Annotated in this window: 21 protein-coding genes; 18 read left to right on the top strand and 3 right to left on the bottom strand. The window is 67.0% G+C overall.

From position 1 onward, the window contains the following. Window positions 1-8 precede the first annotated feature (8 nt). Genes AB7F11_RS12790 through AB7F11_RS12780 form a run of 3 tightly spaced genes read left to right on the top strand, consistent with a single transcriptional unit; the run spans window position 9 to window position 1,482 of the window. Complete coding sequence (locus AB7F11_RS12790; protein WP_428290245.1) at window positions 9-437, top strand: rhodanese-like domain-containing protein; 429 nt, start codon at window positions 9-11, stop codon at window positions 435-437. Further along, on the top strand, window positions 434-811 hold the full coding sequence (locus AB7F11_RS12785) for a YchJ family protein (RefSeq protein ID WP_428290246.1): 378 nt from the start codon (window positions 434-436) through the stop codon (window positions 809-811). Before AB7F11_RS12790 ends, AB7F11_RS12785 begins: the two co-directional genes overlap by 4 nt. A gap of 8 nt (window positions 812-819) precedes the next feature. Continuing rightward, on the top strand, window positions 820-1,482 hold the full coding sequence (locus tag AB7F11_RS12780) for an HAD family hydrolase (protein WP_428290247.1): 663 nt from the start codon (window positions 820-822) through the stop codon (window positions 1,480-1,482). Here AB7F11_RS12780 and AB7F11_RS12775 read toward each other — a convergent pair. Then, window positions 1,447-2,484, bottom strand: a complete 1,038-nt coding sequence (locus tag AB7F11_RS12775) for an AraC family transcriptional regulator (protein WP_428300019.1) — start codon at window positions 2,482-2,484, stop codon at window positions 1,447-1,449. The two genes, AB7F11_RS12780 and AB7F11_RS12775, sit on opposite strands and share 36 nt — an antisense overlap. Before the next feature lie 107 nt (window positions 2,485-2,591). Between AB7F11_RS12775 and AB7F11_RS12770 the strand changes: the two genes are divergently transcribed. From AB7F11_RS12770 to AB7F11_RS12745, 6 genes are read left to right on the top strand one after another with little or no spacing between them, the layout of a single operon-like run. Next, complete coding sequence (locus AB7F11_RS12770; protein ID WP_428290249.1) at window positions 2,592-4,214, top strand: carboxyl transferase domain-containing protein; 1,623 nt, start codon at window positions 2,592-2,594, stop codon at window positions 4,212-4,214. Window positions 4,215-4,240: 26 nt separating this feature from the next. Next, the gene (locus AB7F11_RS12765; protein WP_428290250.1) at window positions 4,241-5,377 is read left to right on the top strand and encodes an acyl-CoA dehydrogenase family protein; all 1,137 of its coding nucleotides are present in this window, start codon (window positions 4,241-4,243) and stop codon (window positions 5,375-5,377) included. Window positions 5,378-5,379: 2 nt separating this feature from the next. Continuing rightward, window positions 5,380-6,171 carry an enoyl-CoA hydratase/isomerase family protein gene (locus AB7F11_RS12760; RefSeq protein WP_428290251.1) on the top strand — a complete coding sequence of 264 codons (792 nt, stop codon included), beginning with the start codon at window positions 5,380-5,382 and terminating at the stop codon, window positions 6,169-6,171. A gap of 11 nt (window positions 6,172-6,182) precedes the next feature. Then, a complete protein-coding gene (locus tag AB7F11_RS12755) occupies window positions 6,183-6,803 on the top strand; it encodes a DUF4126 domain-containing protein (RefSeq protein WP_428290252.1) in 621 nt (206 codons plus the stop codon). 9 nt (window positions 6,804-6,812) lie between these two features. Further along, entirely contained in the window at window positions 6,813-8,831 is a 2,019-nt protein-coding gene (locus AB7F11_RS12750; protein WP_428290253.1) for an acetyl/propionyl/methylcrotonyl-CoA carboxylase subunit alpha, read from the top strand. Between the two features lie 31 nt (window positions 8,832-8,862). Beyond that, the gene (locus tag AB7F11_RS12745) at window positions 8,863-9,783 is read left to right on the top strand and encodes a 2-hydroxyacid dehydrogenase (protein ID WP_428290254.1); all 921 of its coding nucleotides are present in this window, start codon (window positions 8,863-8,865) and stop codon (window positions 9,781-9,783) included. Between the two features lie 8 nt (window positions 9,784-9,791). On the opposite strand, the gene AB7F11_RS12740 is transcribed toward AB7F11_RS12745, so the two are convergent. Next, complete coding sequence (locus tag AB7F11_RS12740; protein ID WP_428290255.1) at window positions 9,792-10,283, bottom strand: cupin domain-containing protein; 492 nt, start codon at window positions 10,281-10,283, stop codon at window positions 9,792-9,794. A 64-nt stretch (window positions 10,284-10,347) separates the two neighbouring features. Here AB7F11_RS12740 and AB7F11_RS12735 point away from each other — a divergent pair, with 64 nt between their 5' ends. The 5 genes from AB7F11_RS12735 to AB7F11_RS12715 are packed head-to-tail and all read left to right on the top strand — an operon-like array spanning window position 10,348 to window position 13,366. Next, a complete protein-coding gene (locus AB7F11_RS12735) occupies window positions 10,348-11,256 on the top strand; it encodes a hydroxymethylglutaryl-CoA lyase (RefSeq protein WP_428290256.1) in 909 nt (302 codons plus the stop codon). Between the two features lie 13 nt (window positions 11,257-11,269). Beyond that, entirely contained in the window at window positions 11,270-11,911 is a 642-nt protein-coding gene (rhtB, locus tag AB7F11_RS12730) for a homoserine/homoserine lactone efflux protein (protein ID WP_428290257.1), read from the top strand. 2 nt (window positions 11,912-11,913) lie between these two features. Continuing rightward, window positions 11,914-12,423, top strand: coding sequence for a YbaK/EbsC family protein (locus AB7F11_RS12725; RefSeq protein WP_428290258.1), 510 nt, complete (start codon window positions 11,914-11,916; stop codon window positions 12,421-12,423). A gap of 17 nt (window positions 12,424-12,440) precedes the next feature. Continuing rightward, window positions 12,441-12,668, top strand: coding sequence for a DUF1289 domain-containing protein (locus AB7F11_RS12720; RefSeq protein ID WP_428290259.1), 228 nt, complete (start codon window positions 12,441-12,443; stop codon window positions 12,666-12,668). 26 nt (window positions 12,669-12,694) lie between these two features. Then, complete coding sequence (locus AB7F11_RS12715; RefSeq protein WP_428290289.1) at window positions 12,695-13,366, top strand: 2-hydroxychromene-2-carboxylate isomerase; 672 nt, start codon at window positions 12,695-12,697, stop codon at window positions 13,364-13,366. On the opposite strand, the gene AB7F11_RS12710 is transcribed toward AB7F11_RS12715, so the two are convergent. After that, a complete protein-coding gene (locus tag AB7F11_RS12710) occupies window positions 13,363-14,439 on the bottom strand; it encodes a substrate-binding domain-containing protein (RefSeq protein WP_428290260.1) in 1,077 nt (358 codons plus the stop codon). The two genes, AB7F11_RS12715 and AB7F11_RS12710, sit on opposite strands and share 4 nt — an antisense overlap. Before the next feature lie 90 nt (window positions 14,440-14,529). On the opposite strand from AB7F11_RS12710, the gene AB7F11_RS12705 reads away from it, so the two are divergent. The 4 genes from AB7F11_RS12705 to AB7F11_RS12690 all read left to right on the top strand — a co-directional run bounded on the left by AB7F11_RS12705 (window position 14,530) and on the right by AB7F11_RS12690 (window position 20,868). Next, window positions 14,530-16,260, top strand: coding sequence for an NADH-ubiquinone oxidoreductase-F iron-sulfur binding region domain-containing protein (locus tag AB7F11_RS12705; RefSeq protein ID WP_428290261.1), 1,731 nt, complete (start codon window positions 14,530-14,532; stop codon window positions 16,258-16,260). After that, a complete protein-coding gene (locus AB7F11_RS12700; protein ID WP_428290262.1) occupies window positions 16,257-19,274 on the top strand; it encodes a molybdopterin-dependent oxidoreductase in 3,018 nt (1,005 codons plus the stop codon). Before AB7F11_RS12705 ends, AB7F11_RS12700 begins: the two co-directional genes overlap by 4 nt. Before the next feature lie 97 nt (window positions 19,275-19,371). Continuing rightward, window positions 19,372-19,809, top strand: a complete 438-nt coding sequence (locus AB7F11_RS12695; RefSeq protein WP_428290263.1) for a universal stress protein — start codon at window positions 19,372-19,374, stop codon at window positions 19,807-19,809. A 132-nt stretch (window positions 19,810-19,941) separates the two neighbouring features. Then, on the top strand, window positions 19,942-20,868 hold the full coding sequence (locus AB7F11_RS12690; protein WP_428300748.1) for a hypothetical protein: 927 nt from the start codon (window positions 19,942-19,944) through the stop codon (window positions 20,866-20,868). Window positions 20,869-21,100: the final 232 nt, after the last annotated feature.

The following is a 21,100-nucleotide window of genomic DNA, read 5'->3' as shown; positions in this document are numbered from 1 at the left end:
AGTCACCCATGCCCATCATCAAAGGATTCCGCGCGCTCGTGGACGAGGCCAGCGCACAGATCACCACCTACAACGTGGCCCAGATTCAGGCCCGTTTGCAGGCCGGCGACCCACAACTGCAGCTGGTGGACATCCGCGATCCGCGCGAGCTCGAGCGCGAGGGTTCGGCTCCAGGCGCTCTGCACGCGCCACGCGGCATGCTTGAATTCTGGGTTGACCCGGATTCGCCCTATTTCAAGCCCGCCTTTGCGGACGAAAACAAGGAGTTCGTGCTGTTCTGCGGCGCGGGCTGGCGCAGCGCGTTGGCCACCAAGGCCCTGCAGGACATGGGCATGCGCAACGTGGCGCACATCGCTGGCGGCTTCACCGACTGGGTGAAAGCCGGCGCGCCGGTGGAAACGCTGGAACAGCGCCGGTTGAAGAAGCCAGCCGGATGAAGGACGCGTGCCCCTGTGGTCTGGCCCGGGCTTTCGAAGCCTGTTGCGGACGCTACCTGGGCACCGGCAGGCCCGTGCCCGACGCCGAAGCGCTGATGCGCTCGCGCTACACCGCCTTTGTGCGTGGCGACACCGCGCATCTGCTGGCCACCTGGCACCCCAGCCGGCGCCCGCTCGCGCTGGAGGTGGATGCTGGCACGAAATGGCTGGGACTGGAGGTGAAGCGCCACACACCGGTCGATGCAGATCACGCCGAGGTCGAGTTCGTGGCCCGCTCCCGCACCCAGGGGCGCGGCCAGCGCCTGCACGAGCGCAGCCGGTTCGTGCGCGAGCAGGGGTGTTGGTTTTATGTGGATGGCGACATCCTCAACTGAAGGCAAACATGTTTGAAGCCGTTTTGTTCGATTGCGACGGTGTGCTGGTGGACAGCGAACCCATCACCAACGGCGTGTTGCGAGAGGTGCTCAATGAGAGCGGCTGGGCCATCACGCAAGCCGAGTGCATGCAGATCTTCATCGGCAAGGCGGTGCGCGACGAGCGCGCCCGCATCGAGGCCGAAACCGGGCAGGCCCTCACCGAGGCGTGGATGCAGGCCTTCTACGCACGGCGCAATGCCCGGCTGCTGGCCGAACTCAAGGCGGTGCAGGGCGCGGTGGAAGCCGTGACCGCCATCCACCGCCACGTCGAAGGCCGCATCGCCTGCGCGTCCGGCGCCGACCGGCCCAAGGTGGTGATGCAGCTCGACCATGTGGGCCTGCTGCCATTTTTCGGCGACCGCATTTTCAGCGGCCACGACCAGCCCCGCTCCAAGCCCGCGCCGGACGTGTACCTGGCCGCCGCTGCGCACCTGGGCGTGGACCCGGCGCGCTGTCTGGTGATTGAAGACACGGCCACCGGCGCGCAGGCGGGCCTGGCGGCGGGCGCCACCGTGTGGGGTTACTGCCCCGACGGGCACGGGCGTGCGTTCGAGGGCATGGGCATGCACCGCGTGTTCCATCGCATGGAAGAACTACAGCGCCTGTTCGCTGCGCCAATCGCCCGGTGACCGCCCTGTCCAGGCCTTGAACGCCCGGATGAAGCTCTTCTCGTTCTGAAACCCCGCCGCCTGTGCCACCTGCTTGATCGGACGCCTGGTGCGCAGCAGCAGCTCGGTGGCGCGCTGGCGCCGCACCTCGTCTTTCAATGCTTGCAGCGAGGCGCCTTCTTCCTTCAGCTGGCGGTGCAGCGTGCGGGCCGAGACGTTGAGCTGCGCGGCGAGGTCTTCCGCGTTGTGCGCGTCCAGCGGTTGCGTGGCCAGCACCTGACGCACACGCTGCACCAGCAGACGGTCGCGCCGGAACGAGCGCACGGTGAGTGGCAGCGCGCGTTGCAGCAGTTGCGTCATGGCCACCTCGTCGCGCCGCACCGGCAAGTCGAGGTACCGCGCATCAAAGTGGATGGCAGCGTCCGTGGCGCCGAAGCGCGAGGGCCCGTCAAAGAGCAGGGGATACGCGTCCACGTGCGGCGGCGGCGGGTAGGGGAACTGTGCGCCCTGCAGCGGGATGCGCGAGTCCACATACCAGCAGGCCAGGCCGTGGATGTTGCGCAGCAGGGAGATCACGCAAAGCTCGGTCATGGCGCCGGGATCGCGCTGCAGGCGCACGGCGATGCGGGCCACGTCCGCCTCGATCTCCAGCACCGGTAGCGGGTCGCTGGCGAGCAGGCCGTGGTGCCTGCACCAGCGTTTCAGGGCGATGCCCAGCGTGGGCGACGAGAGCGAGGCGCGTGCGAGCAGGCCGTAGCTGCCCCAGGGCAGGGCGCGATCGAAACAGCCCAGGGCTTCGTCGTCGAGTTCGCGCATGGCGGCACCGGAAATCACTTCCATTTGCGCGGCGGTGATGCGCGCGGCTGGATCATCCAGTTCCTCTGTCGCTATTTGTGCCAGCGCGAGCGCCGCCGCAGGATCCAGGCCACGCCAGGCATAGGCGCGCACCATGGCCCTGACCAATGCCATGGGCGTGAGTGCTGGCCCGTGCGGGAGCGGGGGGGCTTCGGGCAGCTTGGACATGGCCGGAGTTTCACTTGATTTGGCAGGATATGCAACCTGCTTGGCCGACAAGGCGCTGCGGCGCTGTCTATCCTCCACAATCCCCGAAAACAACCACGGATGCCACCATGTCGATCCTGGAGACACAACTCAACGCCCGTTCTGCCGACTTCCAGGCCAATGCCCAGGCCATGAAAGCGGTGGTGGACGACCTCAAGGTCCAGGTGGCCAAAGCCGCATCGGGTGGTGGCGAAGCCGCCCGCGCCAAGCACACGGCGCGCGGCAAGCTGCTGCCTCGTGACCGCGTGCAAATGCTTCTGGACCCCGGCACGCCATTCCTGGAACTGAGTCCGATCGCTGCCCTGAACATGTACCCCGATCGCGACGGCACCGACAGCGCGCCTTGCGCCGGGGTGATCACCGGCATCGGCCGCGTGAGCGGTGTGGACTGCATGATCGTCTGCAACGACGCCACCGTGAAGGGCGGCACCTACTACCCCATGACGGTCAAGAAGCACCTGCGAGCGCAAGAGGTGGCGCTGCAGAACAACCTGATGTGCATCTACCTGGTGGACTCGGGCGGTGCCAACCTGCCGAACCAGGACGATGTGTTCCCCGATCGGGACCACTTCGGTCGCATCTTCTACAACCAGGCGAACATGTCGGCCAACGGCATCGCGCAGATCGCCGTGGTGATGGGTTCGTGCACTGCCGGCGGTGCCTACGTTCCAGCCATGAGCGACGAGACCATCATCGTCAAGAACCAGGGCACCATTTTTCTCGGAGGTCCTCCACTGGTGAAGGCGGCCATTGGCGAGATCGTGAGCGCCGAAGACCTGGGTGGAGGCGACGTGCACACCCGTCTTTCAGGCGTGGCCGATCACCTGGCGCAGAACGACGCGCACGCACTGGCGCTGGCGCGCCAGGCCGTGGCCACCCTCAACCGCCGCAAGGTCGCCACGCAGGCGCTGCGCGAGCCGCGTGCGCCGCTCTACGACCCGAACGAGATCTATGGCGTGATCCCGGTCGACACGCGCAAGCCCTACGACGTGCGGGAAATCATCGCTCGCATCGTCGACGGCAGCGAGTTTCACGAATTCAAGGCGCGCTACGGCGCCACCCTGGTTTGCGGCTTCGCGCACATCGAGGGCATGCCCATCGGCATCGTCGCCAACAACGGGGTGCTGTTCTCCGAGAGCGCACAAAAAGGCGCGCACTTCATCGAGCTGTGCTGCCAGCGCAAGGTGCCGCTGCTGTTCCTGCAGAACATCACCGGCTTCATGGTGGGCAAGAAGTACGAGAGCGAAGGCATTGCCCGACACGGCGCCAAGATGGTCACGGCCGTGGCCACCGCGCAGGTGCCCAAGTACACGGTCATCATTGGCGGCAGCTATGGCGCTGGCAACTACGGCATGTGCGGCCGTGCCTACAGCCCACGCTTTCTCTGGATGTGGCCCAACGCGCGCATCTGCGTCATGGGCGGCGAGCAGGCGGCCGGCGTGCTGGCCACCGTCAAGCGCGACGCCATCGAGGCCAAAGGAGGCAGCTGGAGCGCCGAAGAAGAGACGAAGTTCAAGCAACCGGTGCTCGATCAGTTCGCCCACCAGTCGCACCCTTATTACTCGAGCGCACGGCTCTGGGACGATGGCGTGATCGACCCTGCCGACACGCGCCGCGTGCTCGGCCTGGCCCTCTCGGCCGCACTCAATACGCCCATCGGCGAACCGAAATTCGGTGTCTTCCGGATGTAGCCGCCGCGACCGCATCTGGAACGGACATGACCCGAACGATCTACGACAACCCCGACCACGAACTCCTGCGCGAGCAGGTGGCGCGCTTCCTTGCACGCGAAGTGGAACCCCACGCCGCCGCATGGGAAGAGACCGGCATGGTGCCGCGCGATGTGTTGCGCCGCATGGGCCAGGCCGGCCTGCTGGGCGTGGCCTTCGAGAGCGAGTACGGCGGTGGCGACGCCGACGCCATGACCAACCTGGTGTTTGCGGAGGCACTCTCACAATCCACCTTCGCGGGTTTCATCATCACGGTGCTGGTGCACACCGACATGGCGGGCCCGCACCTGCATCACGCAGGCAATGCGGCGCAGAAGGCGAAGTACCTGAAGAAGGTGACCGCGGGCGAGATGATCACCGCCGTGGGCATCACCGAACCTGGCGCGGGTTCCGACGTGGCGGGCATCCGCACCTCGGCTCGCCAGGATGGAGACCATTGGGTGCTCAACGGCACCAAGATGTTCATCACCAACGGCGTGCACGCCGACCTGTACTTCGTTGCTGCCAAGACGGGCAGCGCACGCCACGACATGACGATGTTCATCGTCGAGAAGGGCACGCCGGGCTTCTCGGTGGGACGTGCGCTCAAGAAGACCGGCTGGCTCTCCAGCGACACCGCCGAACTCATCCTCGACAACGTGCGCATTCCTCAGGAGAACGTGCTGGGCGAGGTGGGCAAGGGTTTCTATTCCGTGATGAAGAACTTCCAGACCGAGCGCATTGCGCTGGGGGCCATGGCCATCGGCCACTGCACCCAGGCCCTGCAGCTGACGCTGGACTACGTGCGCCAGCGGCAGGCCTTCGGTGCCACGCTGTGGGACAAACAGACCATTCGTCAGCGCATCTCGATGCTGGACGCCAAGGTTCGCGCGGCGCGCCAGTTCATGTACCACTGCGCCTGGAGCGTGACACAGGGCCACGACATCGTGCAGGAGGTCTCCATGCTCAAGGCGCTCACGGGCGAACTGGTGAACGAGGTGGTGCAGACCTGCCAGCAGTTCCACGGCGGCATGGGCTTCATCCGGGAGACCGCCATCGAACGCCTGTGGCGCGACGCTCGCGTGCTCGCCATTGGCGGTGGAGCGACCGAAGTCATGCTGGAAGAAGTGGCCAAGAGGTACTGAACATGAGTGACGTGATCGACGTATCCCGCCCCACGCCCCATGTGGCGCACGTGTGGCTCAACCGACCGGAGGTGCGAAACGCCTTCAATGACGACGTGATCGCCGCGCTGACCGCGACCTTCGAGACGCTGTCGAAGGACGAAGACCTGCGCGCGGTCGTGCTCGGTGCGCACGGCAAGGCTTTCTGTGCCGGCGCCGACCTGAACTGGATGAAAGCGATGGCCGGCTACGACTGGGACCAGAACCGCGCTGACGCCCAGAAGCTGGCCGACATGCTGTGGACGCTGGACCAGTGTCCGGTGCCGGTGGTCGGCCGCATCCAGGGCGACTGTTATGCCGGCGGCATGGGGCTGGCGGCGATCTGCGACGTGCTGGTGGCGGTGGAGGGCGCGACCTTCTGCCTCTCCGAGGCCCGCCTGGGCCTGCTGCCCGCCACCATCAGCCCCTATGTGGCGCGGGCCATGGGTGCTCAGGCATCGCGCCGCTACATGGTCACGGCCGAACGCTTTGGCGCAGCGCGCGCCCATGCGATGGGTTTCGTGCATGAAATCACCAGCGCCGAAGCGCTGGACGAAAAGGTGACCGAGATCGTGCGCACCCTGGTGGCCAACGGCCCCAGGGCTTCGCGCGAATGCAAGCGGCTGGTGCGCGATGTGGTGGGCGTGCCCATCACCGCCGAGCTGCGTGCAGAAACCGCGCGCCGCATTGCCGATGTGCGTGCCAGCGACGAGGGCCGCGAGGGCCTGCAGTCGTTCCTGACCAGGCGCACACCTGCCTGGCTGCCTGGCGACTGAGCCCTTCCACCATGGCCGACTGGTTCTCCACCCTGGGCACCCCGGAGTTGCTGGCGCTCGCTGGCGCACTCGGCTGGGCCAGCGGGTTTCGCCTGTACGCCGTGGTGTTCCTCGTGGGCATCGCCGGCGCAATGGGCTGGATGGATCTGCCCAGCGGACTTCAGGTGCTGCAGCATCCGGTGCTGCTCGGCACCAGCGGGTTCATGCTGCTTGTCGAGTTCTTTGCCGACAAGATTCCGGTGGTCGACTCGCTCTGGGACATGGTCAACAGCGTGGTTCGCATCCCGGCCGGCGCCGCGCTGGCGGCAGGCGTGTTCGGTGCCGACGGCGGCACGGTGGCGCTGGCCGCCGCGTTGCTCGGTGGCTCGCTGGCCGCCACCAGCCAGGCCGCCAAGACCACCACGCGTGCGGCCATCAACAGCTCGCCCGAGCCCTTCTCCAACGTGGCCATGAGCCTGGCCGAGGACGGACTGGTGGTCGGCGCCGTCTGGCTGGCCACGAGTCATCCCCTGGCCTTCGTCGTGCTGCTGGCGATCACCGTCGTGCTGATGTGGATCGCCACCTGGATGCTCTTCAAGTTCCTGCGCGCGGTGTTCCAGCGCGCACGCTCCTTCTTCACCGTCACCGCCTAGGAAATCTCCATGTTCACCAAGATCCTCATTGCGAACCGCGGCGAAATCGCCTGCCGCGTTGCGGCCACCGCGCGGCGCCTCGGTGTGAAGACGGTTGCCGTCTATTCAGACGCGGACGCGAGCGCCAAGCATGTGGCGGTGTGCGACGAGTCGGTGCATATTGGCGGCTCCGCGCCGAAGGACAGCTACCTGCAATGGGAGCGCATCATCGCGGCCGCACAGGCCACCGGCGCGCAGGCCATCCACCCGGGCTACGGTTTTCTGAGCGAGAACGAGGCCTTTGCCAACGCCTGCGTGAAGAACGGCCTGGTCTTCATCGGCCCGCCGTCGTCGGCCATCGAGGCCATGGGCCTGAAGGCCGAGTCCAAGCGCCTGATGGAAAAAGCCGGCGTGCCGCTGGTGCCCGGCTACCACGGCGCCGACCAGGACCCGGCCTTGCTGCAGCGCGAGGCCGATCGCATCGGCTACCCCGCACTCATCAAGGCCAGCGCGGGTGGCGGTGGCAAAGGCATGCGCGTGGTGGAAAAGAGCGAAGACTTTGCCGCCGCGCTCGCCAGTTGCCAGCGCGAGGCGCGCAACAGCTTTGGCAGCGACGCGGTCCTGATCGAGAAATACGTGCAGCGCCCGCGCCACATCGAGATCCAGGTGTTTGGCGACACGCAGGGCAACTGCGTGTACCTGTTCGAGCGCGACTGCTCCGTACAGCGCCGCCACCAGAAAGTGCTGGAAGAAGCCCCCGCGCCGGGCATGACACCCGAACTGCGTGCGCGCATGGGCGCGGCGGCGGTGGCCGCCGCGAAAGCGGTGAACTACGTCGGCGCCGGCACGGTGGAGTTCATCGTCGAGCAACCGGAAGGTTACGCCCATCCCGAAGCCATGCGTTTCTATTTCATGGAGATGAACACGCGCCTTCAGGTCGAGCACCCGGTGACCGAAGCCATCACGGGCCAGGACTTGGTGGAGTGGCAGCTGCGTGTAGCCAGCGGCGAGCCATTGCCCTGCAGGCAGGACGAGTTGCGCATCCACGGCCACGCCATTGAAGCGCGCATCTGCGCCGAAACGCCGGACAACCAATTCCTGCCCGCCACCGGCACGCTCACCGTCTACCGCAAGCCGAGCTGCACCGCGTTCGAGCGTGGCGAGGTCCGGGTGGACGACGGCGTGCGCGAGGGCGACACCATCAGTCCCTTCTACGACTCCATGGTCGCGAAGCTGATCGTGCACGGTGCAACACGTCAGGAAGCGCTGGCCCGCCTGGACACCGCCCTCGCCGAGACGCGCATCGTTGGCCTGTCCACCAACGTGCAGTTCCTGCGCCACGTGGTGCGAAGCCGCGCATTTGCGCAAGCCGAACTGGACACCGCACTGATCCCGCGCGAAGCCACTGCGCTGTTCAACCAGGACCCCGTGGGCCGTCCGCTGGCGGTGGCCGCGGCGGTGGCGCAGACCCTGCTGTCCGAGCGCTCGCACGAAACGGCCGATCCGTTTTCGCGCCGCGACGGCTGGCGGCCGCATGGCATCACCGTGCGCCGCTTCGATTTCGAATACCACGGTGAATCGCTGCTGGCGCACCTGAGCTACCTGCACGACGGCGCCCTGCAGCTCGCCGTCGGCGACGTGAGCAGCCTGTTGGACTTCGAAGCGCTCCCGGTCGAAACCGGCACGCGCATGGACCTGCGCTTCAACGGACAGCGCCAGACCGTGCAGACCTGGCAGGTCGACGAGAACGTGTACGTGTTCTGCGCCCTGGGCGCCACCCAGATCGTGGAAATCGACGCGCTGGCTCACGCCGGCGAGGCTGCGGCCGAAGGCGGGCGCCTGACCGCGCCCATGCCGGGCAAGGTGGTGTCGTTCTCCGTCCAGGCCGGCGACGTGGTGAAGAAGGGCCAGGCGCTGGCGGTGATGGAAGCCATGAAGATGGAGCACACTATTGCGGCGCCCGTGGATGGCACCGTGGCCGAATTGCTCTACGCGCCGGGCGACCAGGTGAGCGAGGGCGCCGAACTTCTCAAGCTGGCCATGGCGTGATGGCGCCTTGAACCTGCCCTGAGACAGCAGCATGCACATCACCTTCTGCTGCGCCGACACGCGGCCTGAACCCTGGCTGGAGGGCTTGCGCAACGCACTACCCGGGGCCACGGTGAGCGAATGGCACCCCGGTGACGCGCAGGCCGACCACGCCGTGGTGTGGTCGCCACCCCAGCAGTTCCTGGACGAACAGCCCGGCCTGCGCGGCCTGTTCAACATCGGCGCGGGCGTGGACGCCTTGCTGCGGCTGAAGTTGCCACCCGACACGAAAGTCGTTCGGCTGGACGATGCCGGCATGTCGGTACAGATGGCCGAATACGTCTGCCATGCGGTGATCCGGCACTTCCGCGAGTTCGATGGCTACGAGGCCGACATGGCCGAAGGCCGCTGGTCGTTTCGCAAGCCGAGGTCGCGAGCCGAGTTTCCGGTGGGCGTCATGGGCCTGGGCGTGCTGGGCGAACGTGTCGCTCGCGCCCTGCGCCAGTTCGAATTTCCGGTGCACGGCTGGAGCCGCAGTGCCAGAGTGGTGGAAGGCGTTCATGGGCATGTGGGCGTTGCGGAGTTCGATGGTTTTCTGAACGCCTGCCGCGTGCTGGTCAACCTGTTGCCGCTCACCCCCGACACCCGCGACATTCTCAATCGCCACACGCTTTCGCGGCTGCAGCGGGGCGGCTATCTGATCAACGTGGCCCGTGGTGCGCACCTGGTGGACGAGGACCTCCTCGCGCTGCTGGACAGCGGCCATCTGGCCGGCGCCACGCTCGACGTGTTCCGCACCGAGCCGCTGCCCAGGGAGCATGCTTTCTGGGGGCAGCCGAAGATTGTCCTTACGCCCCACACGTCGGCGCGCACGCTGCGCGAGGAAAGCATTGCCCAGATCGCCGGAAAGATTCAGGCGATGGAGCGTGGTGAACCCATCGCCGGTGTGGTGGATCCGGTGCGCGGGTACTGATGGCCGGTCTACAACAGGCGGCCGAGCGCGCCAGGGAGGCGTTGCAATGCAGCGCACAACGCCGCATCGTCGCGGCCAAAGCGGAAGTCGGCGAATTCAAAGCCTGGACCGACGGTGGCGCCGACATACGCCAGGGCGCCGAGCGGTTCGGCGGCTTGCCACCAGTTCGCCGGCACCACATGGCGCGGTGCGCAGCCAGCGCCGTCCACGGGAGCGAGGTCGACCTGCTCGATGCGGGAGAGGTTCGGTGGCAGCAGCCACAAGCGCAGTGGGCCGCCTTCGAGCAGGTGCCAGGCCTCGTCCGAGGCCACGCGGTGCCAGGCCGAAAACTGGCCCGCTTCCAGCAGGAAGTCAATGCTGGTCAGTGCGCTTCGGGTCGGGCGGCCATCCTGCGGCTGCACGGCCTGGGCGGAGCGGAACAGTTCGCGAAAATGCCCCCCCTCGGGATGGGGCTGCAACTGCAGTGCCTTTCTCAGGATCGTGGCGCGGTCATCGGTCATGCGCCGGATCATAGTGGCCGCCGATGCGTTACCCTTTCTGCCTCCGGCATGTAGAGACAACACCATGAAGCTCCCCTCCCGCGTCAAACTCGTCGAGGTCGGCCCGCGCGACGGCTTGCAGAACGAAAAGCAACCCGTGCCGGCTGCCATCAAGATCGAGCTGGTCCACCGCTTGCAGGCCGCGGGCCTGCGTGAAATCGAAGTCACCAGTTACGTGAGCCCCAAATGGGTGCCACAGATGGCCGACAACCACGAGGTGATGGGTGGCATCCGTCGTCAGAGCGGCGTTCGTTACTCGGTTCTCACGCCCAACCTCAAGGGCTTTGACGCCGCCGTGCTCGACCGGCCCGACGAGATCGTGGTGTTCGGCGCGGCCAGCGAGGCCTTCAGCCAGAAAAACATCAACTGCTCCATCGCCGAGAGCATCGAGCGTTTCGCTCCGGTGGTGCAGGCGGCGCGCGATGCTGGCGTGGCGGTGCGCGGCGCCATGAGCTGCACCGTGGGATGCCCCTACGAAGGCGACATCGCACCGGAGCGGGTGGGGTACCTCGCCGGTTTGATGAAGGGCATTGGCGTGCAGCGGGTGGACGTGGCCGATACGATCGGCGTCGGCACGCCGCGCAAGGTCCAGGCCGCGATCGAAGCCACGCTGAAGCATTTTGGTGTCGATGAGGTGTCGGGCCATTTCCACGACACCTACGGCCAGGCGCTGTCGAACACCCTGGCGGCGCTGGAGATGGGGGTCTGGAACTACCAGTCTTCCGTGGCCGGCCTTGGCGGCTGCCCGTACGCCAAGGGCGCCACCGGCAACGTGGCCACCGAGGACGTGGTCTACCTCCTGCACGGCATGGGCATCGACACCGGCATCGAGCTGGATGCGCTGGTGGACGCCGGGGCCTACATCAGCGAACAACTGGGCCGGCCCACGGGTTCGCGCGTGGCGCGCGCGCTGCTGGCCAAGCGGGCCGGCTGAAGCCAGGGAACCCATGGACCTGCAAGTCTGGATGGCTTATTTCGTGGCTTCTTGGGCCATCGCGCTCTCGCCGGGGTCGGGCGCGGTGCTGTCGATGACGCACGGCCTGGCCTACGGGGTGAAGCAGACCGGCGCCACCATCGCCGGGTTGCAACTGGGCCTCACGGTCATCCTGCTGGTCGCAGGCGTGGGGGTCGGTGCGCTGCTGCTGGCCTCGGCCACGGCCTTCACGGTGGTGAAGTTCGCGGGCGCGGGCTACCTCATCTGGCTGGGCTGGAAACAGTGGCGCTCACGCGTGCCCGACGCGCTGGCCCCTGGCCTCGAGCAGGCCGTGCATGTGGGTGTGCCGTCTGCGCGCGAGCGCTTTGCGACCGGGTTCTTCACCAACGTCACCAACCCCAAGGGCATCGTTTTCATGGTGGCTGTGCTGCCTCAATTTCTCGACCCTGCGCGCCCTCTCTGGCTGCAACTGCTGATCCTGCTCACCACCACCATCGTGGTGGACCTGATCGTCATGCACGGCTACGCCTACCTCGCTTCGCGCATGCAGCGTTGGCTGGCCACCGCGCGGGCGCGTCGCGCGCAGAACCGCGTGTTTGGCGGCGTGCTCATGGCGATGGGCGCGAGTCTGCTTCTGGTCAAGCGGGCGGTCTGAGCATGTGCGGCGCCGAACTCCATGCCCTGCCCGAACCCGTGCAACGGGTGGCCCGCGCGCTGCAGGATGCGGGCCATCCCAATGCGCCCGTGATGCTCGACGACGCTGCGCGCACCGCGCAGCAGGCGGCAGATGCCCTGGGCGTGGCGCTGGGCCAGATCGCCAAGAGCATCGTGTTCCGCCGCAAGGGCGACGAGGTGGCGGTGCTGGTGGTGACCTCGGGCGACCTGCGCGTGGACGAAAAGAAAGTGCAGGCCCTGGTTTGTGCCGAGGGCCACAAGCTCGGCCGGGCCGATGCAGACTTCGTCAAGGGCCGCACCGGCTTTTCCATTGGTGGGGTTTCGCCGCTCGCGCATCGCTCGCCGCCAGTCACGTTGATCGACGAGCGCCTGTTCCGCTTCACCGAAATCTGGGCCGCTGCCGGCCATCCCCACGCCGTGTTCCGCCTGACGCCGCAGGCCTTGCAGTCACTCACCTCTGCGCCTGTGTGCGACGTCACTGTCGCCGCCTGACCATCACGATCCACCTCATGATCCCAGCTCCCGTCGTCACCCTCAAGGCCGCGCGCCGACGCACCGGCCTCGCGCCCGGCGTGCCCTCGCCCTGCATCTCGATCTGCAAGATGGACGCCGCCACCGGCTGGTGCCAGGGCTGCTTTCGCACGCTGGAGGAAATCGCCCAATGGAGCCGCGCCGGCGATGCCGACAAGCTGGTGGTGTGGCAGCGCATCGAGGCGCGCCAGGACCTCGCCGTCTGAGTGCCGGAGCGAACATGGCCTCTACCCTGCGCGACATCCGTTTCTTCTACGATCCCATTTCGCCCTACGCCTACCTGGCGTTCGAGCGCCTGCCCGAAACGCTGATGGGCCTCAGCGTGCTGGTGCACTACAAGCCGGTGCTGTTCGCCGCGCTGCTCAAGGCCCACGGCCAGCTCGGGCCCGCCGAGATTCCGGCCAAACGCGACTGGACCTACCGCCAGGTGGCCTGGCTGGGCCACCACCACGGCGTGCCGCTGGCCCTGCCGGCGACCCATCCGTTCAACCCGCTGCCCTTGCTGCGCCTGGGCATGGCCTGCGCCAGTGACGAGGCGCCGGGCGAGACCAGCCGATACGTCACCGAACAACTGTTCCACCACGTCTGGCGCAGCGGGCTCGACGCCTCGGATCCGCCACGCCTGGCCGCCCTGCAGGCCCTGCTGCAGGACCACATGACCCGACGAGAGCGGCCCTGGTTGGCGCCCGAGAGCGATACGGTGAAGCAGCGCCTGCGCGCCAACACCGACGAAGCGCTCGCGCTCGGCCTTTTCGGCGTGCCGGCCCTGGTGGTGGACGGGCGCGTGTTCTGGGGCCAGGACGCGTTGCCCATGATGCGCGCTTATCTCGACGGCGACGCCTGGTTCGGCGAGCACTGGGACGCCGTGGCGAGTCGGCCTGAAGGTGTGCGCAGGCCCACTTAACGATCCTGGCTGAAGGCGTCCGCCAAGGCCATCACCCGCCCTGTGTGAGCCGCCTCATAGCCTTTGAGCGCCGCCACACGAGCGCGAAAGGCGGGTGAGCGCAGCACGTTGAGCACCGGTCGCAGTTCCACGCGCTCCAGCGCATCCGCCGGCAATGCGAAGAAGTAGCGTTCCTTGAGCAGGGGAATGAAGTGCAGGCCGAAGCGGTGCGCCGCCGTCTGCACGCCGATGCCCACGTCGGCCATGCCGCTGGCCACATAGGCGGCCACGGCGGCGTGCGTCAGTTCGGTGTTGTCGTAGCCGGCGACGGCGCGCGGTGCAATGCCTTCGCGCTGGAGCAGCAGTTCGGTCAGCACCCGCGTGCCCGAGCCTTCGGGCCGGTTCACGAAGCGCAGGCCCTTGCACCGAAGATCCGCCAAGCCATGCAGGTCGAGCGGATTGCCGGGCGCGACGAACAGGCCCTGTGTGCGCACCGCGAGCTGCACCAGCAGATGCTGGTCGCGCTTGAGCCAGGCCAGGTAACGGCGAGCCGCCGACCCTTCGAACTCGCCCAGCGGCACGTGGAAACCCGCCAGCTCGCAGTCGCCCTGCGCCAGCGCGGCCACCGCTTCCAGGCTGTTGCGGTAGCGCAGCTCCACCGGCACCTGGCGTGCCGCCAGTTGCTCTCGCAGCGCCGCCACGGCAAATCCGTGGCTGGCATGCAGGCGCGGCACCGCGCGTCGGCGTCGCTGCACTCGACCCAGTTCACCTTCGAGTTCCGAGGCCAGTGATTCCAGCAGGGGTTGCAGGCGCGCACCAATGCGTGCGTCGGCCCAGATGAGTTTCTGGCCCAGCTCGGTCAGTGCCGAGCCGCGACCGCGTCCGCGCACCAGCAGAGGCTGGCCGAACAACCGTTCGGCCTGTTGCAGCAGGCCCCAGGCATGGCGGTAAGACAGGCCGAGCTCGCGGCCAGCCTGCGAAATACTGCCCGAGCTCTCCACCGTGGCGAGCAGTCCGAGCAGGGTGTTGGCGTCGAGCGCCGCGCCGCCTTCCAGGCTGAGGCGCCAGCGGGGCTCCAGGGTGATTCGCAACATGGTGGCGCGTGGTCGTGAGAGGGAAGGAAAGCCTGAGTTTATGCAAAGGCGAACATATTCGTTGCCTGCATACGGTGCTACGCTGAAACCATGAATACCGTGATCCCGATTCGCCCGCTCGACGCCCGCCAGGGACGAGGTCGCCCGCGCCACACGCCCAAGGGCCGCCAGGTGCAGCCCGAGGCGCGGGCGCGGGTCGAGGTGTTTTGCGCGGGACTCCAGCCGCGCCCCGATCTGCTGATCGAACACCTGCACCGATTGCAGGACGGCGAGGGCGCGTTGCGCCATGGCCACCTGGCCGCGCTGGCCGAGCGGCTGCGCCTGAGCCAGGTGGAGGTGTTCGAGGTCGCGAGCTTCTACCACCACTTCGACATCGTCGCCGACGAGACGCCGGTGCCCGCGACCGTGGTGCGCGTGTGCACCAGCCTGTCTTGCGCCATGGCCGGTGGCGAATCCCTGCTGGCCGATCTGCAGACTGCGCTGGCGCGAGATGCGAACGTGCGTGTGCAGGAGGCGCCGTGCATTGGCCAGTGCCATGTGGCGCCGGCAGCTTGCGTGGGCCAGCGGCAGTTGCCACAGGCCAGCGTGTCGCGAGTACAGGCACTGCTCGCGGGTGGCGAGACCACGCCGCGCACGTCGCCCGCACCCGCACCGTCCGGGCTCCAGCAGCTGCGGCGCCTTCTTGCGGGCGAGATCGACGCCGAACGCGTGCTGTCCGAACTCAAGTCCTCGAACCTGCGCGGCCTGGGCGGTGCGGGCTTTCCGGCCTGGCGCAAGTGGGAAACCGTGCGCGCGCAGCCCGGCCCGCGAAACATGGTGGTGAACATCGACGAAGGCGAGGTCGGCACCTTCAAGGATTGGCAGGTGCTCGTCAGCGCGCAGGCCGGCGCGCCGCAGGTGCTCGAGGGCCTGCTCATTGCGGCGCACGTGGTGGGCGTGGAACGTGCCTGGATCTACCTGCGCGACGAGTACCACGACGTGCGCGAGCTGCTGGCCAGCGAACTCCGGCGTCTCGATGCCACGCTGCGCTGGCTGGCGGCGGAGCACCCGGGCTACACGCCGCCGGTCATCGAGTTGCGCCGCGGCGCGGGCGCATACATCTGCGGCGAGGAATCCGCGCTGATCGAATCGGTGGAGGGCAAGCGCGGCCTGCCGCGCCTCAAGCCGCCCATCGTCGCGCTGCACGGCGTCTTTGGTCGACCCACCTTGGCGCACAACCCCGAGACGCTCTGGTGGTTGCCCGAAATCCTGGCGCGCGGGGGTGACTGGCTGTCGAGCCAGGGCCTGCGCGGACGCCACGGACTGCGGCGCTTCTCGGTTTCTGGCCGTGTCCGCAAGCCCGGTGTGTACCTGGCGCCGGCGGGCATCACCTTGCGCGAACTCGTGGACGAACATGCTGGCGGCATGGCCGAAGGCCACACGCTGTACGCCTACCTGCCGGGCGGTGCTTCGGGCGGTATCCTGCCCGCGTCGCTGGCTGATGTGCCGCTGGACTTCGATACCCTGGCCGAGCACGGCAGCTTCATCGGTTCCATGGCGGTGGTGGTGCTGAGCCAGCACGACACGGCGCGTGGCGCCGCGCTCAACCTCATGCGTTTCTTCGAACACGAGTCCTGCGGCCAGTGCACGCCCTGCCGCTCGGGCACCACCAAAGCGGTGCAGCTCATGCAGGAGTCGGTGTGGGACGCACCCTTGCTGGGCGAACTCTCCCAGGTCATGCGCGACGCGAGCATCTGCGGCCTGGGGCAGGCCGCGCCCAACCCGGTGGACAGTGTGTTGCGTTTCTTCGCGCACGAGGTCGCTGAAAGGGGTGCGAAATGAAGACCGACGACCTGCCCAGTGGCGCCACGCCGATCATCTTCACGCTCGACGGCCGCACGGTGGAGGCCGCGCCCGGCGAGAGCATCCTGAAAGCCGCGCAACGTGTGGGCGTTTCGATTCCACACCTTTGCCACATGGACGGCCTGCGCAGCCCCGGCAACTGCCGCGCCTGTGTGGTGGAGATCGAAGGCGAGCGCGTGCTCGCGCCATCGTGCTGCCGCTCCCCATCGCCTGGCATGGCGGTGCAGGTCGACAGCTCGCGCGCGAGCGCGGCGCGCAAGACGGTGCTGGAGCTGCTGTTGTCCGACGCGCCAGCCACCAGCGAGCTCAAGTTCGATAGCGAGCTGGACCACTGGGCTCGGTTGGCGGATGCGAGGACTGGACGTTTTCCTGCGCGCACCATGCCTTCCGTTCACCCTGAGCCTGTCCTTCGACAAGCTCAGGATGATCGGAAGAGGGGGCTTCGACAAGCTCAGCCCGAACGGCTATCGGCTCAGCCCGAACGGCTATCGGCTCAGTCTGAACGGCTATCGGCTCAGCCCGAAGGGATAAGGGCTCAGCCCGAACGTCTATTGGCTCAGGGCGAACGGCTATCGGCTCAGGGCGAAGGGTGGGGTGCTGACACATCGCATCCGGCCATGACCGTCCGCCTCGACGCCTGCATCCAGTGCACGCGCTGCATCCGCGCCTGCCGTGAAACGCAGGGCAACGATGTGCTGGGCCTGGCGTTTCGCGGGGGACACGCGCAGATCGTGTTTGACCAGAACGATCCACTGGGAGCGAGCACCTGCGTGGCCTGCGGCGAATGTGTACAGGCCTGTCCGACGGGCGCCATTGCGCCAGCCAACGGCTCATACCAGCGTCCCGCGCAGCAGCGGGTGGACTCGGTCTGCCCCTATTGCGGCGTCGGTTGCCAGCTCACCTACCACGTGAGCGATGGAAGGATCGACCACGTTGAAGGCAAGGCTGGGCCCGCCAACGAAGGGCGGCTGTGCGTCAAGGGCCGCTTTGGCTTCGACTACGCGCACAATCCCGAGCGGCTCACGCGCCCGTTGATCCGCCGTGCCGATGCGCCCAAGGACCCGCGTGCGATCGAGCACCGGGACTGGCGCGAGCTGTTCCGCGAAGCCAGTTGGGACGAGGCGCTCGATGTGGCTGCTGCCGGGTTTCGCCGCGCCATGGCGAGCACCAGCGCGCGCGGCCGCCTGAGCCCAGTGGCGGGCTTTGGCTCGGCCAAGGGCACCAACGAAGAGGCTTACCTGTTCCAGAAGCTGATCCGCACCGCGTTCGCCACGCACAACGTGGACCATTGCACGCGCCTGTGCCATGCGTCGAGCGTGGCGGCACTCATGGAAGGCCTGGGATCGGCAGTGGTCACCAATCCGTTGCGCGACGTGCAGCATGCAGACTTCGTCTTGCTGATCGGTGCCAACCCGGCGCAGAACCATCCGGTGGGGGCGAGCTGGATCAAGAACGCGACGCGGCGCGGCATGCGACTGGTGCTGGCCGATCCACGCCGCACCGAGCTGGCGCGCCACGCCTGGAAGCACCTCGGCTTTTCGCCGGGCAGCGATGTCGCCCTGCTGAACGCGCTGCTGCACACCATCGTGTTCGAGGGGCTCACCGATCCAGCCTACATCGAGACGCACACGCTGGACTTCGCGCAGCTCAAGGCGCACCTGGCCGATTTTTCGCCTGAGGCCATGGCGCCGGTCTGCGGCATCGACGCCGCCACGCTGCGCGAGGTGGCCCGTGCCTACGCGAGCGCGAAGAACAGCATGATCCTGTGGGGCATGGGCATCAGTCAGCACACCCACGGCACCGACAATGCGCGCTGCCTGATTGCCCTCTCGCTCATCACCGGCCAGATTGGCCGCCCTGGCACCGGCTTGCATCCGCTGCGCGGGCAGAACAACGTGCAAGGGGCCAGCGACGCGGGGCTGATCCCCATGGTGTTGCCGGATTACCAGAAGGTGAGCGACCGCCAGGCGCGTGAGAAGGCCGAGCGCTTGTGGAACCTTGCTCCTGGCACGCTGATCGGCGAGGCCGGCCTGACGGTGGTGGAAATCATTGACGCCGCGCATCGGCGCGAGATTCGCGCCATGCTGATCCAGGGCGAGAACCCTGCCATGAGCGATCCGGATGCGACGCACGCGCGCGAGGCCCTCGCGGGGATGGATCATCTGGTCGTGCAGGACATCTTCCTCACCGAGACCGCCAGCCTGGCCGACGTGGTGCTGCCCGCCACCGCCTGGCCCGAGAAGACCGGGAGCGTCACCAACACCGATCGCTGCGTGCAGCTGGGCCGCAAGGCCGTGCCCGCACCTGGCGAAGCTCGCGCCGATGCCTGGATCACAGAGCAACTGGCGCGCCGCCTCGGTCTGGGCTGGCGCTACGATGTGGCGGCCGACGGCTCGGCCAGCCAAGACGCATCCTCGGGCATCGGCGCGGTGTTCGAAGAAATGCGTGCGCTCATGCCCAGCATCGCGGGCTTGTCGTGGGCCAGGCTGCAACGCGAGGGCGCGGTGACCTACCCCGTGGCCAGCGAGGAAGACCCGGGCCACCCGGTGGTGTTCACCGACGGTTTCCCCACCGACAGTGGCCGCGCGCGCCTGGTGGGCGCGGGCGTCGTGCCGCCAGCCGAGGTGCCCGATGGCGAATTCCCCCTGGTGCTCATCACTGGCCGCCAGCTCGAGCACTGGCACACCGGCAGCATGACGCGGCGCAGCGAGGTGCTCGACGCGCTGGAACCTGGCCCGGTGGTCAGCCTGAACCCGGCCACGGTCCGGCGTCTGGGTCTGAGCGCTGGCGCGCTGGCACGCGTGCGGTCGCGAAGAGGTCAGGTGGTGCTGGCGGTGCGGGTCGACGACGCCATGCCGCTGAACGCCGTCTTCATTCCTTTCGCCTATGCCGAAGCGGCGGCCAACCTGCTCACCAATCCTGCACTGGACCCGGTGGGCAAGATTGCGGAACTCAAGTACTGCGCGGTGGATGTGAGGGCGGTCTCGGGTTGAGCTGGCGCAAGTTCTCCGGAAGTTCGGGCGGTAAGATGGAGGCGCACCTTACCGGGTGCGACATTCCTGAAGACAACCAGACTCAAGGAGATATGCCATGTTCAAGAAAATTCTTTTGCCCACCGACGGCTCCAGCCTGGCCGCTGTGGCCACCCGCACCGCCGTGCAACTGGCCAAAAGCCAGAATGCCCAGATCGTGGGTGTCTACGTGATCGACCCGTTTCCCTACATCGGTATCGGCGATGCTTCTGCGGTGGGCTTGCAGGCCTACCTGACGGAAGCCAAAAGCGCCGCCACCCAGGCGCTGGACGCCGTCAAGCTGGCCTGCGCGTCCGACGGTGTGCCTTTCTCGGGCGACACCATCGAGCGCAACGTGGTTTACGAGGGCATCATCGAAACCTCCGACGCCGAGGGTTGCGACCTCATCGTGATGGGTTCACATGGCCGACAAGGCGTCAAGGCGCTCATTCTCGGCAGCGTGGCGCAGAAAGTGCTCACGCACGCCAAGGTGCCTGTGCTCATTGTGAAGTCCTGAGGCCGGCGGGGTTGGATGATGCCTACTTTTGCCCGATCCATTGCCTCCTTCGGCGCCGCGAGTATTCAGTATCCTGCCGTTTCGCCAGGCCCCCAGGCGACGGTGCCAGAAGCCGTTCTACAGCTCAACAGGATGCTTGCGGCCAAAGAGAGGGGGGGTGCCCGTCTGCGGCTGGAGCAACAAATTCATGAGCGACTGCGAGGCGACACGACAGGCGAAGCGCCGCCTTCAGAAGCCGAGGTAGCGCGCGGATTGCGTCGCGTCGAGCAGGCGTTGCGCACTTCGCCCCTGCACGTTGGTTTCACTTGCAAGGGAACCTTCTTTGATGGGCCGGCGGCTTTCTTCTCGACCGGCACCTACATGAACCGAACGGGCAACTACGGTGGATCCGTTGAGCCTGGCCGCGCGCCCCCTATCTACGCGGCTCTGAACGTCAGCCTGCGTGGGCACAAAGGATGGGGGAACTCGTGCCTGGTATTGAAGCCGGAGCTTCTGGACCACGCGTTGCTCAGCAGCTGTGATACAGGTGACCCCTACAGCAGGTACCTGGCCCAGGAATGCACGGCTCAGCACCCGCTGTCAATCGTCGAGGACTGGCTCAACGATTCCTTTTTCCTCTCCTACTGGAAGGCGCTCGCCGGCTCGACACGGGTCCCCATCCCATGGCGTGACGTGGACATGGAGCGGCCTGTGGAGGCCAGACTCTCCATCCCGGATGGTCGTCTGCGCGCATCAGACCTTGCGATGATCTGCGTCGACGATCGTGAACTCATCGAATCGGCAAAGCGCGAAGGTGCGGACCTCGCGAAGCGTCGCGACGCGCTTCGCCGCCTCGAGGGAGAGACGGGTGTCTCCGTGGTCCTCGGCCCCAAGTCGGGCGAGCCGTTTCCGGATCAAGTGTCAGGCTATTCGGCCATTGTCGAAGCCTATGCAGCACGTGTTGCCGGCTTCCAAACTGCTGCTGCAGCTGGAGTCGAGTCGGCATCTCCTCACTACACGGAAGTTTCCGCCAAGCAACCCAGGATCAGGAAAGACTGGGCACCACAGCCCTGCCTCTGACGCTACAGGCAACGCAGGGTCTTTTCCTGGCAGCGTGCGTTTTATCCGCAGGCGTTGATGATCGGCATGGCGCAGGCCTCAGGGTGGGCCGCGCCATGACCTGACAAGACGGTGGATTCGCGAGGTGCATGCGGTGCTTCTCTCGCCATGAATGGCTTCACGGGTGGCCATCGTCCAGCAACCACCTGAAGACAGACATTGTGGATATGACGTACCGCGTCGCCGCTTTGTC

It is taken from the genome of Hydrogenophaga sp. (assembly GCF_050250835.1).
In the GTDB taxonomy this organism is placed as follows: domain Bacteria; phylum Pseudomonadota; class Gammaproteobacteria; order Burkholderiales; family Burkholderiaceae_C; genus Hydrogenophaga.
Note: the sequence above shows the minus strand (reverse complement) of the source record. Positions and strands in the feature narration are given on the sequence as shown.